The organism is Rhodococcus sp. BUPNP1 (assembly GCF_002215235.1).
Taxonomy (GTDB): Bacteria; Actinomycetota; Actinomycetes; order Mycobacteriales; family Mycobacteriaceae; genus Rhodococcus.
In genome coordinates this window covers 82,490-97,826 of sequence record NZ_NERM01000016.1, presented here as the reverse complement: position 1 = coordinate 97,826, position 15,337 = coordinate 82,490, and the positions used below count along the sequence as shown (strand labels likewise).

The following is a 15,337-nucleotide window of genomic DNA, read 5'->3' as shown; positions in this document are numbered from 1 at the left end:
GTGGTGGGCCTGCAACGCCGACAGTGACCGACCACGTTGCGAACCTTCACCCCACGTTGCGTACCTCGGTCAGTTGCCGTTGTTCGGGCCGTGGACGCGGCGGTGCAGTGCTTCCATCCGCAGGTCCAGATCGCGTGCCGTCTCCGCGGCGAGGCGGAGTTCCTCGCGCAGTTCGTCCGGAACCTCGCGGTCGTGCTTGTAGTAGATCTTGTGCTCCAGGCTCGCCCAGAAGTCCATCGCGACGGTGCGGATCTGCAGTTCGACGTAGACGCGCTCGACCCGGTCGGACATGTACACCGGAATCTGAATGATGACGTGCACGCTGCTGTACCCGTTGGGTTTCGGGCGCGCGATGTAGTCCTCGATCTCGACGACCGTCACGTCGAGCTGGCTCGTGATCATGTCGATGATCCGGTAGACGTCCGACGTGAAGCTGCACGTGATGCGGATGCCGGCGATGTCGCGGACGGCCTCGCGGATGCCGTCGAGCGAGGCGGGCGCACCCTTCCGTTCCGCCTTGGCGAGGATCGACTCGGGGCTCTTCAACCGCGACTTCACGTGCTCGATCGGGTTGTACTCGCGGGCGTAGGTGAACTCCTCGCGCAGGATGTTGATCTTCGTCATCATCTCGTCGATGCCGAACTTGTACACCATGAGTGCGCGTCGCAGATCCTGCGCGAGATGCTCCACTGCGACCAGCGGTGCCTGCACGTCGTCCGGTGTCGGTAGTCCCGGTTCGGGTTCGCCCACCGTCGTCTTCACTCGATTCCTCCTCGATAACTTCCGGGATCGAGTCTGCCAGTTCGACGACAACGGGCGGTTCCCACCTCCTCGACCTGCAGTTATACCGAACTGCGGTTACACCGCCCGGCTCACTCGAACAGGTCGGGCAGACCGTCCGAGATCCGATCGGGGAACTTCGGGTCGCGCTTCTCGAGAAACGACTCCACGCCCTCGCGGACGTCGCCGGAGGTTCCCCGGACGTGGATGCCGATCGACTCGGCCCGATGCGCGACCTCCGGGTCGGGTGCACCGAGCATCCGCCACATCAACTGCCGGGTCAGAGCGACGGAGACGGGCGCGGTGCCGGCGACGAGTTCCTCCGCGATCTCGAGGGCACGTTCCAGCACCCTGTCGGCGGGCACGACCTCGCGGACGAGACCGCGTTCGTGTGCTTCCGCGACCGGCACCATGCGACCGCCGACGGTCCATTCGACGGCGGTCGAGATGCCGACGGCGCGGGGCAGGAACCAGGTGGAGCAGGCTTCCGGGACCAGGCCGCGGCGGGTGAAGACGAACCCGAACTTGGCGGTGTCGGCGGCGATGCGGATGTCCGCGGGGAGGGCCATTGTGACGCCGACGCCCGCGGCCGGGCCGTTGATGGCAGCGATGACCGGTTTGAGCGACCGGAAGATGCGCAGCGTGACGCGACCACCGAGGTCGGGCGGTGTTCCGCCGGTTTCGGGGTCCTCGTCGAGGACGAAGGTGTCGCCACCGGCCGCGAGGTCGGCGCCCGCGCAGAACCCGCGGCCCGTGCCGGTGAGCACGACCGCCCGTATGTCGTCGTCGGCGTCGGTCTCGTCGAAGAGGGAGATGAGCCGTTCGCCCATCTCGTCGGTGAACGCGTTGAGGCGATCGGGACGGTTCAGCCGGATGACCGCGACCGCGCCGTGGCGCTCGAGCAACACATCGTTTTCGGTACCGGTCTCTGTCACGTCGTCTCCTCGGTTCGCTGTCGGTCGTTCAGCGCCCGATGATAGAACTTCTAGCGATCGTTAAATAGCACTTCGGGTCTCAGCGGGACTCACGCTTGCCGCGACCGAGCCGGTCGACCACGACGGCCCGGAGCGAACGCGCTTCGATGCCGGCCTCGCGGCGGGCTCGACCGCGCGTCACCAGTACCCCGATCAGGGCGATCACCCAGATCGGGTACTGCGCGAACCACGCGACGCGGAAGGCGTCGAAGGTGTAGCCGCCGAGCCGGTCGAGCACGATGCCCATCGTCTGCACGACCAGCAGTGTCGCGAGGAAGCCACCGATGTTGACGATGCCGTTGGCCGTGCCGAGCGCGGTCCCGGGATTGAAGGTGCGGGCATAGTCGAAGCCGATCATCGACCCCGGCCCGCCCACCGAGATGACGACGACGAGCACCACGAGCAGCCACAGCGGTGCGGGTCCGGGCAGGGCGAGCACCGCCGACCACGTCACTGCGCTGGCGAGGATGATCATGAGCACGAGCCACGAACGTCTGGTCGGGAAGCGTCCCGACAACACGCCGAGGATCGGTCCGGCGGAGATGGCGGTGACCACCGAGACGGTCAGCATCGAGCCGGCCGCCGCGGGTGACAGGCCCTGCGCGGAGACCAGATACGGCACGCCCCACATGAGCGCGAAGGTCGTCACCGAGAACTGCGTGCCCATGTGGGTGAAGAAGCCGAGCTTGGTGCCGGGGCGCCGCCACACCGTGCCGAGTCCGCCGATCACCTCCCGCAGCCCCGACGCGGTGGCCTCGCGCGTCTCACCGGGCGGGGTGTCGCGCACGACCGCGAACACCAGCACGCACGCGAACAAGCCGAGCGCCGCAGCGCTGCCGTAGGCAGCCGTCCATCCCGTGCCGGTGAGCAGCAGGACGAACGGCACCGCCGACAGCACCTGGCCGAGCTGGCCGAAGATGCCCGTCAGCTGCGAGACGACGGGCACCCGGCGCGGCGCGAACCACACCGGCACGAGCCGCAGCACCGAGATGAACGTCAGGGCGTCACCGACACCGACCAGCACTCGGGCCAGGTACGCGACCGGCAGTGACTCGGTGACGGCGAGGATCGCCTGACCGACGGCGAGGATCACGGCGCCGGTCGCGATCATCCGTCGCGAACCGAACCTGTCGAGCAGCACACCGGCCGGGATCTGCATCCCCGCGTAGACGATGAGCTGCAGGACGACGAAGCCGGACAGCACCGACGGCGAGATCTCGAAGCGTTCGGTGGCGGCGAGTCCGGAGACACCGAACGCCGTCCGATGGAGGACGGCGACGATGTAGGCGAAGACTCCGACACCCCAGACCAGCCATGCCCTCATGTCACAAGGACGATACGCGCCGGTCTGTTAACGGTGCTAATTACTCACGTCCGAGCGACACCCACGTCGGGTCGGCCGCACGCGGACCGGCGACCTTGTCGGCGAGCCGATCCAGCCGCGCGACCTGCTCGTCGGTGAGCGTCACGTCGAGTGCACCGGCGTTCTCGGTCACGCGACTCGCGTAGCGGGTGCCGGGGATCGACACCGACGGCAACCCGAACTCGCGACCCTTCGCATCCAGCCATGCCAGGGCGATCTGCGCGATCGTCGCGTCCGTTTCCTTCGCGACTGCCCGCACTTCCTCGCGCACCGCGAGGTTGGTCGGCAGGGACTCGGCGTCGAAGCGCGGAAAGCGCTTGCGCAGGTCGTTCTCGGCAACCTGATCGGGCTCGAAGGCATCGGTGAGCAGTCCCCGGCTCACCGGCGAGTACGGCACGAAGCCGATGCCGAGTTCGGCGGCGGTGGGCACCACGTGCCGTTCGACGTCGCGCGAGACGATGCTCCACTCCGACTGGATCGCCGCGATCGGGTGGACGGCGTGCGCGCGACGCAGCTCGTCGCCGGTGGCCTCCGACAGTCCGATGTGCCGCACCTTGCCGGCCTGCACGAGTTCGGCGAGGGCACCGACCGTCTCCTCGACCGGCACCTTCGGATCGACACGGTGCAGGTAGTACAGGTCGACATGGTCGACGCCGAGACGCCCGAGCGACTCGTCGATGGCCTGCTTCGCGTACTCGGGACGGCCGTTGATGCGTCGGTTGGCGGTGCCCTTCCCGCCGACCGCGCCGACGAGACCGAACTTCGTCGCCAGCTGCACCTCGTCCCGCCGTTCGGCGAGCAGCTTGCCGACCACCTTCTCGCTCGTGCCGTCGCCGTAGACGTCGGCGGTGTCGATGAAGGCGATGCCCAGATCCACGGCGTGGTGCAGGGTCGCGAGCGCCTCGTCGAGATTCACTTCGCCGTAGGCGGGGGCGACGGACATCGCGCCGTAGCCCTGGGCGCTGACGACGAGACCGGGCGCGAGCTGGACGGTGGGGACAGGCATGTACTTCTCCTCGACGACGACACGGTGCGACTCCCGATCGTCCCGCATCCCGCGCATGATCGCAGGAGTCGAAATCGCCGTGATCCGAGCAGCCCGCGCCCTAGGCTGAGATCCATGGCGACCGACTGGCTCTCCCTGCAACGAACCGCACGTCGCGAGTTCGACGACCGTGTCGCGCAGATCCGCGACTGGCACGCTCCCACCCCGGACACCGAGTGGGACGTCACCGATCTGGTGTGGCACATGGTCGACGAACAGCGCTGGATCCAGCCTCTGCTCTCCGGCCGTTCCCTCGACGACGCGAAGGCCGCGCTCGAACCGATCGGGGACGACCTCGCCGCCGAATGGGCACGCTTCGCCGAGCAGGCGACCGCCGCGTGGGCGATGGCGTCACCGGCTCAGGAGGTCCACCTGTCCTACGGCACCGTCCCGTGCCTCGACTACATGAAGCAGCAGATCGCGGACATCACCGTGCACACCTGGGATCTCGCCCGGGCCATCGGAGCCGACGAGACCCTCGACGCCGAACTCGTCGACGCCGTGCTCGCCGACGTCGAACCGCAGAAGGACATGCTCGCCTCGAGCGGTCTGTTCGCCGATCCCGTCCCGGTTCCCGACGACGCGTCCCCACAGGACCGACTCATCGCCCTCACAGGCCGCGACCCCAGGAAGACGTCATGACGGACCGACCCGATATCAAGCCCCGCAGCCGCGACGTCACCGACGGCATGGAGAAGGCCGCCTCGCGCGGCATGCTCCGCGCAGTGGGCATGGGCGACGACGACTGGGGCAAGCCGCAGATCGGCGTGGCATCGTCGTGGAACGAGATCACGCCCTGCAACCTCCCGCTCGAACGACTCGCGCGCTCGGTGAAGGAGGGCGTGCACGCCGCAGGCGGCTACCCGCTCGAGTTCGGCACCATCTCCGTGTCCGACGGGATCTCGATGGGACACGAAGGCATGCACTTCTCCCTGGTGTCGCGGGAGGTCATCGCCGACAGCGTCGAGACGGTGATGCAGGCCGAGCGACTCGACGGGTCGGTGCTGCTCGCGGGATGCGACAAGTCCCTGCCGGGGATGCTCATGGCCGCGGCCCGCCTCGATCTCGCCGCCGTCTTCCTGTATGCCGGGTCGATCCTGCCGGGCATCGCGAAACTGTCCGACGGCACCGAACGCGACGTGACGATCATCGACGCCTTCGAGGCGGTCGGGGCGTGCGCGCGCGGCCTGATGTCCGAGACCGACCTCGACGCGATCGAACGCGCCATCTGCCCCGGCGAGGGTGCCTGCGGCGGCATGTACACCGCCAACACGATGGCCGCCTCGGCCGAAGCGCTCGGCATGTCGCTGCCGGGGAGCGCGTCACCACCCGCGACGGATCGTCGCCGCGACGGTTTCGCGCGGCGCAGCGGGCAGGCGGTGGTCGAGATGCTGAAGCGCGGCATCACCGCGTCCGACATCCTCACCAAGGAAGCATTCGAGAACGCCATCTCGGTGGTCATGGCCTTCGGTGGGTCCACGAACGCCGTGCTCCACCTGCTCGCGATCGCGCACGAGGCGCAGGTGGATCTGAGCCTCGACGACTTCGTCCGGGTGGGCGCGCGGGTGCCGCACCTCGCCGACGTCAAACCGTTCGGCCGGCACGTGATGAAGGACGTCGACCACATCGGCGGCGTCCCGGTCATCATGAAGGCACTGCTCGACGCGGGTCTGCTGCACGGCGACTGCCTCACCGTCACGGGGAAGACCGTCGCGGAGAACCTCTCCGGCATCGCTCCCCCGGACCCCGACGGCAAGGTGCTGCGCGCCCTGAGCGATCCCATCCATCCCACCGGCGGCATCACGATCCTCCGCGGCAGCCTCGCTCCCGGTGGAGCGGTCGTGAAGTCCGCGGGCTTCGACGAGTCGGTCTTCGAGGGAACGGCGCGGGTCTTCGAACGCGAACGGGCCGCGATGGATGCGCTCGAGGACGGCACCATCACCGCCGGCGACGTGGTGGTCATCCGCTACGAGGGCCCCAAAGGCGGTCCGGGCATGCGCGAGATGCTCGCGATCACGGGCGCAATCAAGGGCGCCGGTCTCGGCAAGGACGTCCTGCTGCTCACCGACGGACGGTTCTCCGGTGGCACCACCGGGTTGTGTGTCGGGCACGTCGCCCCGGAGGCCGTCGACGGCGGTCCCATCGCGTTCGTCCGCGACGGCGACCGCATCCGTCTCGACGTCTCGAACGGCCTGCTCGACGTGCTGGTCGACGAGAAGGACATGGAAACGCGGCGGCAGGGCTGGGAGCCACTGCCGCCGCGCTACACCCGAGGTGTACTGGCGAAGTACACGAAGCTGGTCGGTTCCGCATCGAACGGTGCGGTGTGCGGATGAAGGTCGGGTGAACCCTCGCGCTCCGGGGGTGCTGCTAGATCGGACGGAAACCTGCGCCCGGCCCGCCCCGACCGTTGATGTCGGCCATGATCACGTCGATGTTCGTTCCGACCTCGGGACCGACGCACGGCGCGAGCAGGTAGGCGTTGACCATCGCGACGAGCGTCGTGCCCACCACGAGCGGTGCGCCCGAGTCGCCTTCGATGACGCACACCTGGGTCCACGTCTCCTGCGAGCCGAACACGTCGCCCCAGACGATGCCGCAGGTGTTGCCCGTCGTGCGACCTTCCTTGCAGGCGATGTTCGGGAAGCCCGCGGGGGCGCCGAGGCCCGTGATCGTCACGTCGCCGACGCGGTTGACGGGAACCACCTTGCCCCGGTCGAACTCGATGACGGCGTAGTCGAGCCGCTCGTTGGTCGACACGATGCGACCCACCGAACCGGCAGCGAGGTCGTATTCGGCCTTCACCGTCATGCCCGGAGAGCCGCAGTGCGCGGCGGTGAGACCCACCAGGCGACCGGCGGCGTCGTTGCCGATCGTGGTGAGTGTGCAGTCGAAGATGTCCTGCCCGTTGTCTCCGAGCGTGATTCCCGAACCGCCGCCGAGGGTGACCGGAGGCGCCGCGACGGCCACCCCGGAACCTGCTCCGACCAGCGCGACAGCGCTCGCGATTGCAACAACCAGTTTTCTGAACATGGGGGCCCTCCTGCGCTGCGCCGTCCGGCAGCCGTCGGGCTGAGCGTACTAGAGGTTTCCGCCGGATTTCCGGGTTGCGCCCAAGCTTTCCAGAGCTTGACGGGCCTCCTCGAGTTCGCGGCTGAGCTGCGCGACCCGGTCCTCGGCCGCGCGACGCGCCTCCTCGATCACCGACTGGACGGCCTCGGTGGCCGTGGGATCACCGAGTTCCTTCACCGCGCGTTCGACGGCGTCGGGGGCGACCGGCGCTGGCTTGCCGACCTTGCGGGTGCCGTGCGCGACCCCTACCGTCCACTCGTTCTCCGGGTCGATCGTGACGGTGATCGTGATCGACGGCGCCTTCTTCGCCTTGCGGGCCGGGGCCTTCGGCTTCGCCGGTGCCGGCGGCCGGGAGGCGGGAGCGTCGGACGAAGCGGAGGTCGTCTGGGTCACGGGCTTCTTCTCCTGGGCGCGGGGAACCGCAGCGGCCGCTGGGCTCTCGGACTTCGGGGTAGCAGGCTTCGGGGTAGCAGGCTTGGATGCGGTAGCCCGCGGGGTCGCGGGTTGCACAGGTGCAGCCTTCGCAGGTGCAGCCTTCGCCGGAGCGGGCTTCGCACTACCGGACGTGCGCGCGGCCTTCGCCGGTGCGCGCTTGGTTCCGGCCGGCTCCCGGGTGGCGCGCAGTTCGTCGGTCTCGAACGGCAACTCGTCGTCGACGCCCTTCGGCCGCACCATCACGGTGCTGCCGCTGATCGACACCACCCGCGCCGACGTCCCCGGGTCGATGCCGAGACTCGGGATGCCCTCGACGAGGTAGACGGTCGCGCGGCGCCCCTCGGCGAGAGCAGCACCGAGCTCTCCGAGTTGTTCCTCCGTCAGGTGGTCCGCGCGTCTGCGGGGCGACATGCGACGTCCTTTCTCGGTTCGCCGACGGGTCGGCAGGGCTTCGATGACGGTCACTGTCGCACATCCGTACGACACGCCTGCACACCTGTTCGACATGGCCTGCCGCGCACACGGGCCCCGCGCACGGTAAGGATGGATGCGTGACCCCGTCCGATCCGGCACCCGCATCAGGAACCGACGTGCTGTCCGTGATCCAGTCACAGCTGGAGAACGCGCTGCTCGGTGGTCCTCTTCGCTACACCCTGAACGAGGTGGCGGAGTTGTGCGGGCTCGCACCTGCGCGCGTGCGACGGCTGTGGCAGGCGCTCGGTCTGACCGTCGATCCCGATCCCGACGTCGTGATGTTCACCGACGGCGACGTCGAGGCCCTGCGCGCGACGGCCGCCATCATCGCGAGCGGCGCGGTCGACGAACGCCTCGAGGTGCCCGCGGCCCGGTCGATCGGGCAGTCGATGTCACGGCTGACCGAGTGGCAGCTGAATCTGCTCAACACCCACGTCTTCACGCAACTGGCCTCCGCCTACGAGGAAGCGGAGACTCCCCCGCAGGAAGAGGAGATCCGCGCGCTGGTCGACCACATCGTCGATCGCACGACCGAGCTCGCGGTGAGCCTGCAGAGCCACATGTGGCGTCGGCACCTGGTGGCCACGACCGCCCGGGCCGCCGCGCGCCCGCAGGATTCCGGGGAGCTGCACGAGCTGGTCGTCGGCTTCGCCGACATGGTCGGCTACACCCGGCTGACCCGGCAGATCGACGCGGCCGCGCTGAGCGAGCTGCTCGACTACTTCGAATCGGAGGTCTCCGACGTCATTGCCCGGCACAACGGCTGGGTGATCAAGACCGTCGGCGACGAGGTGATGTTCGCGGCCGAACGTCCGGTCGACGCCGCGCGCATCGCCCTCGAACTGCAGGATTCGTTCGGGTCCCAGAAGGACTATCCGGACCTGCGGATCGGACTGGCGTGGGGTCAGGCGTTGCCGCGCTTCGGCGACCTGTTCGGTTCGGTCGTCAACATCGCGGCCCGCCTCACCGGCGCGGCACGACCGGGCACGATCCTCGTCGACGAGAACCTCGCCGACGCGCTCGCCGACTGCGAGGAGTTCCACTTCCAGACCGTGCGGACCCTGCGGCTGCGGGACTTCCAGCATTCGCGGCTGTACGTCCTGCGTCGTCCGCGCGAGGAGAAGAAGGCGGCCGTGGGCGCGGATGGTCTCGGCGACGAGGACATGGGTCTGTGACCGGCCTGTCCTAACGATCCGTCCGGCGGGCTCTGCGCGCCGCGATGAAGTCGTCGACGATGTGCTCGCACGCGCGTCGGTCGATGGGCGCGAGCGTCGCGAGGCGGTTGAAGACGATCGGTCCGAGCAACTGGACCAGCACCAGGTCGTAGTCGAAGTCGCCGAGTTCGCGGCGGGCCTCCGAGGTGGCGAGCACACGGTCGAACGACGACCGGTAGCGGTCGACGAGGATCTCGCGCAGCGACTGCAGTTCGGGCCGCTCGCTGCGCCCCGGTTCCTTCGGGAGTTCGCCGAGGCCCGGCCCGAGTCCCATCCAGCACATCGCCGTCAACGGGATGGGCGCCTCCTCGATGATGCGTGCCTGTGCGGCGAGCAATTCGACGAGGCGGCTGCGGAGATCGCCGTCTTCCGGGACCGGGGGCGCCGGTGGAAGGAGCCGCGCGAAGGCCGCGGCGACCAGCTCGGTTCCATTCGCGAAGTGCCGGTAGAGGGTGGCCCGCGCGACGCCGGCAGAGGCGGTGACCGCATCGATCGTCACGGCGTCGGCACCGCCGGTCGCGAGGAGGGTGGTGGCGGCGTCGAGCAGTCGGGCGCGCGAACGCACGCGGCGCGGATCCTCGTCGCGCGGTGAGGCGGGCCGGGTCTCGACGTCGCGGCGGGGTTCTGCTTCGGGTTCGACGCTCACGCTTCCAGTTGTAGTCGCTGAGAGCGAAGCATGTGTGAGACCGGTGGTTCAGTTACGATACCGACAGTCTCGTTTCTGGTCCCGGCATTCCCCTCCCTCCGGAAGGCTCCCGTGTCAGACAGCACCGCGACCACCACCGCACCCCCTCGCATGACGCGAGCCCAGATCCGGCTGCTCGCCGTCGCGTGCTCGGCCGTCGCCGTGGTCATCGCGGCGATGGCCTCGCTCAACACGGCCCTGCCCGACATCGCGGTCGACACCGGCGCGACGCAGTCCCAGCTGACGTGGATCGTCGACGGCTACACCCTCGCACTGGCGGCACTGCTCCTCCCGGCCGGCGCGCTGGGCGATCGGCTCGGTCGCCGCGGCGTCATGATCGTCGGCCTGATCGTCTTCGCCGCCGGTTCGCTGTTGCCACTGGTCGCCGATGCACCGTTGTGGATCATCGGGGCGCGCGCAGTTGCAGGTGTCGGCGCGGCGTTGGTCATACCGTCGACGTTGTCGCTGATCACCGCAGGTTTCGCCGAGGCTCATCGGGCACGTGTCATCGGCATCTGGGCCGGTGTGGCCGGATCGGGTGCCGTGCTCGGCATGATTCTGTCGGGACTGGTGCTCGAGTACGCGTCGTGGCGGGTGATCTTCGGGGGTTCCGCCGCCATCGCGATTCTGCTGGCCGTCCTCTCGTTCACCATCGCGTCGTCGCGCTCGACGCAGCCGTTGCCGTTCGACTTCGGGGGCGGCATCCTCGTCGTCCTCGCCGTGGGCCTGTTCGTCCTCGGGGTGATGGAGGGTCCGCATCGTGGATGGGCGGACGCGCTGACGCTCGGATCGATGATCGCGGGCCTCGCGGCGGCAGTCGGATTCGTCCTTGTCGAACTCCGGTCGAAGGCGCCGCTCCTGGACGTGCGGTTGTTCCGCCAGCGGGCGTTCGGTGTGGGCGCGGCCGGGTTGTCGTTCCAGTATCTCGCGGGTTTCGGTCTGTTCTTCCTCATCGTGCAGTACCTGCAGCTCGTGCTGGGCTACTCGCCGCTGCGGGCCTCCCTGGCACTGACACCGATCTTCCTCGTCGTCATGGGCCTGTCGCTCGCCGTGCCCGCACTGCTGACGCGGGTGGGCATCCGAATCCTGCTCAGCGCCGGCTTGGCGCTGATCGGCGTCGCCCTGATCCTCATGGGCCTGCTCGACGCCGACTCCACCTACGTCGAGGTGGCGTTCGCGCTGAGCATCGCGGGTGTCGGCGTCGGTATCTGTACGGCTCCCGCGACCCACGCGATCGTCACCAACACTCCCGAGGACCAGTTGGGCGTGGCGTCGGCGGTCAACGACGCGACCCGCGAGATCGGTGCGGCGATCGGTGTCGCGATCACGGGCAGCGTCCTGGCCGCAGCCTACGGGCACGGCATCGATCCGGTGGCGCCGATGATCCCCGAACCGGCCCGGTCCGCCGTACAGGATTCGCTCGCCGCCGCGATACAGGTCGCCGAGCAGGCGGGTCCGCAGGGCGAGCAACTCGCCGAACTCGCACAGAACGCCTTCCTCGACGGATTGCAGCAGGCATCGTGGGCGGTCGCCGCGATCCTGCTGGTCGGCGCGGTGATCTCTGCCTTCTGGGCACCCCGGCGCTCGTAGCCCTCCCCTCCTTTTCTTTCTCGATGCCCGCGACGCAGGTCGCGGGCATTGTGCTGTGCGCGTGATCACGCTAACCTGGATAACAGTTACCAGTCGTCACACTAAAAAGGTGGAGACATGACCGCATCGCTCACCCGCGAGACCAGCAAGGGCTTCATCCCCGGCGTCGCACTGTCCGATCGCGAAGAAACCGCCGGACGACTGCTCGCCTCGTCCGCACGCAAGTCGTACGACCCGGTCGTCGAGGTGGACTGGGAGGCCCCCGTCCCCGACGACAAGTTCGGCATGACCCCCGAATGGAGCACGCTCTACGGCACCGCGCTGTGGGACGAGCTGACCGACGAACAGCGCATCGAGCTGACCAAACACGAGGCCGCGAGCGTCTCGAGTGTCGGCCTGTGGTTCGAGATCCTGCTCATGCAGATGCTCCTGCGCGACGTCTACGACCGCGACAAGCATTCGCGCCACGTGCAGTTCGCCCTCACCGAGGTCGCCGACGAGTGCCGCCACTCGGTGATGTTCGCGCGTGCCGGCGAACGGTTGAACATGCCCGGCTACGGTCCGGCCCGCTACATCCACCAGCTCGGCCGCCTGTGGGGCCGGTTCTTCAAGGGCGCCAACGCCTATGCGGCAGTGATGGCGGCCGAGGAGATCCTCGACATGATGCAGCGTGACTTCATGCGCGACGAGCGGGTCCAGCCCGTCACCCGCGCGGTGTCGAAGATCCACGTCCTCGAGGAGGCCCGGCACATCCGCTTCGCGCGCGAGGAGGTCGCACGCCGACTCTCCGGCGCGAGCCGTGCACGCCTGGCGATCGAGCGCTTCAACACCGCGCTCGTGGTGTTCTTCGTCGTCAAGAGCATGATCCACCCCGACGTCTACGCCAATGCGGGCCTCGACCGCGAGCGCGCCCTGCGAGAGGCGAAGGGCAACAAGCACTATCACGATCGCGTGCGCAAGTCCGGCGCGAAGCTGATGACCTTCCTAGACAACGTCGGCCTCATCGGCGGACCGTCGAAGATCCTCTACAAGAAGGTCCACCTGCTCTGACACGGCCTACGGCCTCATAACGAACTGTGCGCAGTTCTCGTCGATCTCCTCGAGAGATTCGAACGAGAACTGCGCACAGCCGTTCGTGGCGAAAGCCGAAGGGCGTCAGCCCACCTTCTCGGTGGCCTGCAGACTGTCGTCGCGCTCCTGCTCCGGGAACAGCGTGCGCGTGATCTTACGAGCGGTGTCGGCGACGATCGGCGCCACCCACTCCAGACGGGTCGAACGGGCGTCCGCCGCCAGCGACAGGGCGGCAACCGGGCCGTCGACGCCGCGGAGCGCGACACCGACGCATCCGATGCCGCGCGCAGCCTCCTCACGTTCGAACGCGACGCCCCGACGCTTGCGGATGCGGTTGAGCTCCTGGTGCAGTGCGACGTGATCGCGGATGGTGCGCTCGGTGCACGGCACGAGCTGCTTGCCGTACAGCGCGTCGATGCGTTCGGGCTCGAGCCACGCGAGGATGGACTTGCCGGCCGCGGTGGCGTAGGCGGGGAACCTCCCGCCGACCCGCGACGGCACGCTCGACGCGAGCTGCCCACCGACCTTGTCGAGGTAGAGCACCTCGTTGCCCTCGAGGACCGTCAGGTGGACGACGGCGCCGGTCTGCATCGCCAGGTCGTGGAGATGCGGCGCGGCGGCCTCACGGATACGGCGGTGGCCCGTGTCGCTGCCACCGAGGCCGAGAGCACGCGGGCCGAGGCAGTAACCGAAGGATGCGTGCTCGATCCAGTCGCGACGCACGAGGTGGTCGAGGATGCGGTGCACGGTCGAGCGAGGCAGTCCGGAACGGCAGGTGACCTCTTCGAGAGTGAGGGCGCCGCGGCTGTCGAATGCCTCCAGGATGAGGGTCATCCGATCGACCATCGATGGCGGAAGTTCCCGCTTGGACGAGGTTCCGACGGGCTCGAGCGCGGAGTCGACGGCGGTCAACTGCACCTCCAAAAGTCCTGGCCACGACCCTGCGCGCCTCATGAAACTGGAATCTGTTCCAGAACGTTAGCAGTAACAGCGGTCACACCGGAAGGGGTACACACAGACTGTAGGTACTCCGGAGTCAGTTTCCCGACGAGAGTGAATTCCTATGAGTCTGGTCGGAATCGTGCGGACAGGTTATTGTCGGGACCGTGAGCAAGACGTACGAGCGCGCGAGCCGGTCGCCGCACCGTCGTGCCCAACTTTCGTGTATCCGCGGGTGCCGGGCCCGCTGACCGCCGCACCCGTTCCTGCCCCCTCGACATCGTCGTACGGTGATGTCGTGTGCCGGGGCCCGAAGGTCAGCACGTCGACGATCAGAACACATCCCGAATCCGGAGCAGAGCCATGAGCGACACCACCCCTGAAACAACCGATCCCAGCGCGAACTGGAGCTTCGAGACCAAGCAGATCCACGTGGGCCAGCCCGCCGGCGGTGACACGAAGGCCCGGGCCCTGCCCATCTACCAGACCACCAGCTACACCTTCGACAACACCGATCACGCCGCGGCGCTGTTCGGTCTCGCCGAGCCGGGCAACATCTACACCCGCATCATGAACCCGACCCAGGACGCGGTCGAGCAGCGCATCGCCGCCCTCGAAGGTGGCGTCGCCGCCCTCCTGCTCGCGTCCGGCCAGGCCGCCGAGACCTTCTCGATCCTCAACCTGGCACAGGCCGGCGACCACATCGTGTCGAGCCCGTATCTCTACGGCGGCACCTACAACCTGTTCCACTACACCCTGCCCAAGCTCGGCATCGAGGTCACCTTCGTCGAGGATCCCGACAACCTCGACCAGTGGCGCGAGGCCATCCGCGACAACACCCGCGCGTTCTTCGGTGAGACGATCGCCAACCCGAAGAACCACATCCTCGACCTGCCCGGCATCTCGGGTGTCGCCCACGAGAACGGGCTGCCGCTGATCGTCGACAACACGGTCGCCACCCCCTACCTGCTCCGCCCGCTCGAGCACGGCGCCGACATCGTCGTGCACTCGGCCACCAAGTACCTCGGCGGCCACGGCACGGCCATCGCCGGTGTCATCGTCGACGGCGGCACGTTCGACTGGACGCAGGGCCGCCACGCCGGTTTCACCACCCCGGACCCGAGCTACCACGGTGTCGTCTTCGCCGACCTCGGCGCGCCGGCCTACGCGCTCAAGGCGCGCGTACAGCTGCTGCGCGACATGGGCGCGGCGGTCTCCCCGTTCAACGCCTTCCTCATCTCGCAGGGCCTCGAGACGCTGAGCCTGCGCATCGAGCGGCACGTGGAGAACGCACAGAAGGTCGCCGAGTTCCTCGAGGGACGCCCGGAGGTCACCTCCGTCGCCTACGCCGGCCTGAAGTCCTCGCCGTGGTACGACCGCGCCCAGCAGCTCACCCCGCGTGGTGCCGGCGCGATCGTGGTGTTCGAGCTCTCCGGGGGCATCGACGCCGGCAAGCGGTTCGTCAACGCGTTGACCCTGCACAGTCACGTCGCGAACATCGGCGACGTCCGCTCGCTGGTCATCCACCCCGCGTCGACGACCCACTCGCAGCTCACCGGCGAGGAGCAGATCGCTGCGGGTGTCACTCCGGGTCTCGTGCGACTCGCCGTGGGCATCGAGAACATCGACGACATCCTCGCCGACATCACCACCGGACTCGAGGCTGCGGGTAGCTGACCCCGAAGGATTCGAAAG

General features: G+C 68.3%; 14 protein-coding genes. 6 read left to right on the top strand and 8 right to left on the bottom strand.

Annotated elements, in window-relative coordinates:
• Positions 1-69: 69 nt before the first annotated feature.
• The 4 genes from B9C99_RS17265 to B9C99_RS17250 form a co-directional block, all read right to left on the bottom strand.
• The gene (locus B9C99_RS17265) at positions 70-762 is read right to left on the bottom strand and encodes a GTP pyrophosphokinase family protein (RefSeq protein ID WP_085470138.1); all 693 of its coding nucleotides are present in this window, start codon (positions 760-762) and stop codon (positions 70-72) included.
• A 110-nt stretch (positions 763-872) separates the two neighbouring features.
• On the bottom strand, positions 873-1,715 hold the full coding sequence (locus B9C99_RS17260; protein ID WP_088898692.1) for an enoyl-CoA hydratase-related protein: 843 nt from the start codon (positions 1,713-1,715) through the stop codon (positions 873-875).
• A 79-nt stretch (positions 1,716-1,794) separates the two neighbouring features.
• On the bottom strand, positions 1,795-3,078 hold the full coding sequence (locus B9C99_RS17255; protein WP_088898691.1) for a nitrate/nitrite transporter: 1,284 nt from the start codon (positions 3,076-3,078) through the stop codon (positions 1,795-1,797).
• A gap of 40 nt (positions 3,079-3,118) precedes the next feature.
• Positions 3,119-4,123, bottom strand: a complete 1,005-nt coding sequence (locus B9C99_RS17250; RefSeq protein WP_172414990.1) for an aldo/keto reductase — start codon at positions 4,121-4,123, stop codon at positions 3,119-3,121.
• 114 nt (positions 4,124-4,237) lie between these two features.
• On the opposite strand from B9C99_RS17250, the gene B9C99_RS17245 reads away from it, so the two are divergent.
• Both B9C99_RS17245 and ilvD read left to right on the top strand, forming a co-directional pair.
• A complete protein-coding gene (locus B9C99_RS17245; protein ID WP_059382852.1) occupies positions 4,238-4,804 on the top strand; it encodes a TIGR03086 family metal-binding protein in 567 nt (188 codons plus the stop codon).
• Positions 4,801-6,498, top strand: coding sequence for a dihydroxy-acid dehydratase (gene ilvD, locus B9C99_RS17240; RefSeq protein ID WP_016692427.1), 1,698 nt, complete (start codon positions 4,801-4,803; stop codon positions 6,496-6,498). The genes B9C99_RS17245 and ilvD overlap by 4 nt, the downstream gene beginning before the upstream one ends.
• A 34-nt stretch (positions 6,499-6,532) precedes the next feature.
• On the opposite strand, the gene B9C99_RS17235 is transcribed toward ilvD, so the two are convergent.
• Positions 6,533-7,195 carry a serine protease gene (locus tag B9C99_RS17235; protein WP_172414987.1) on the bottom strand — a complete coding sequence of 221 codons (663 nt, stop codon included), beginning with the start codon at positions 7,193-7,195 and terminating at the stop codon, positions 6,533-6,535.
• Between the two features lie 48 nt (positions 7,196-7,243).
• On the bottom strand, positions 7,244-8,080 hold the full coding sequence (locus B9C99_RS17230; protein ID WP_172414986.1) for a DUF6319 family protein: 837 nt from the start codon (positions 8,078-8,080) through the stop codon (positions 7,244-7,246).
• Between the two features lie 140 nt (positions 8,081-8,220).
• Here B9C99_RS17230 and B9C99_RS17225 point away from each other — a divergent pair, with 140 nt between their 5' ends.
• Positions 8,221-9,318: an adenylate/guanylate cyclase domain-containing protein gene (locus B9C99_RS17225; protein WP_026061565.1), complete on the top strand. Its 1,098-nt coding sequence runs from the start codon at positions 8,221-8,223 to the stop codon at positions 9,316-9,318.
• Positions 9,319-9,328: 10 nt separating this feature from the next.
• Here B9C99_RS17225 and B9C99_RS17220 read toward each other — a convergent pair whose 3' ends face one another.
• The gene (locus B9C99_RS17220) at positions 9,329-9,922 is read right to left on the bottom strand and encodes a TetR/AcrR family transcriptional regulator (protein WP_051033062.1); all 594 of its coding nucleotides are present in this window, start codon (positions 9,920-9,922) and stop codon (positions 9,329-9,331) included.
• Positions 9,923-10,114: 192 nt separating this feature from the next.
• On the opposite strand from B9C99_RS17220, the gene B9C99_RS17215 reads away from it, so the two are divergent.
• Positions 10,115-11,632, top strand: coding sequence for an MFS transporter (locus B9C99_RS17215; protein WP_253250107.1), 1,518 nt, complete (start codon positions 10,115-10,117; stop codon positions 11,630-11,632).
• A gap of 117 nt (positions 11,633-11,749) precedes the next feature.
• Positions 11,750-12,682, top strand: coding sequence for a diiron oxygenase (locus tag B9C99_RS17210; protein WP_088898687.1), 933 nt, complete (start codon positions 11,750-11,752; stop codon positions 12,680-12,682).
• A gap of 105 nt (positions 12,683-12,787) precedes the next feature.
• On the opposite strand, the gene B9C99_RS17205 is transcribed toward B9C99_RS17210, so the two are convergent.
• Positions 12,788-13,537 carry an IclR family transcriptional regulator gene (locus tag B9C99_RS17205; protein ID WP_253250106.1) on the bottom strand — a complete coding sequence of 250 codons (750 nt, stop codon included), beginning with the start codon at positions 13,535-13,537 and terminating at the stop codon, positions 12,788-12,790.
• Positions 13,538-14,005: 468 nt separating this feature from the next.
• Between B9C99_RS17205 and B9C99_RS17200 the strand changes: the two genes are divergently transcribed.
• Complete coding sequence (locus tag B9C99_RS17200) at positions 14,006-15,319, top strand: bifunctional o-acetylhomoserine/o-acetylserine sulfhydrylase (RefSeq protein ID WP_059382847.1); 1,314 nt, start codon at positions 14,006-14,008, stop codon at positions 15,317-15,319.
• Positions 15,320-15,337: the final 18 nt, after the last annotated feature.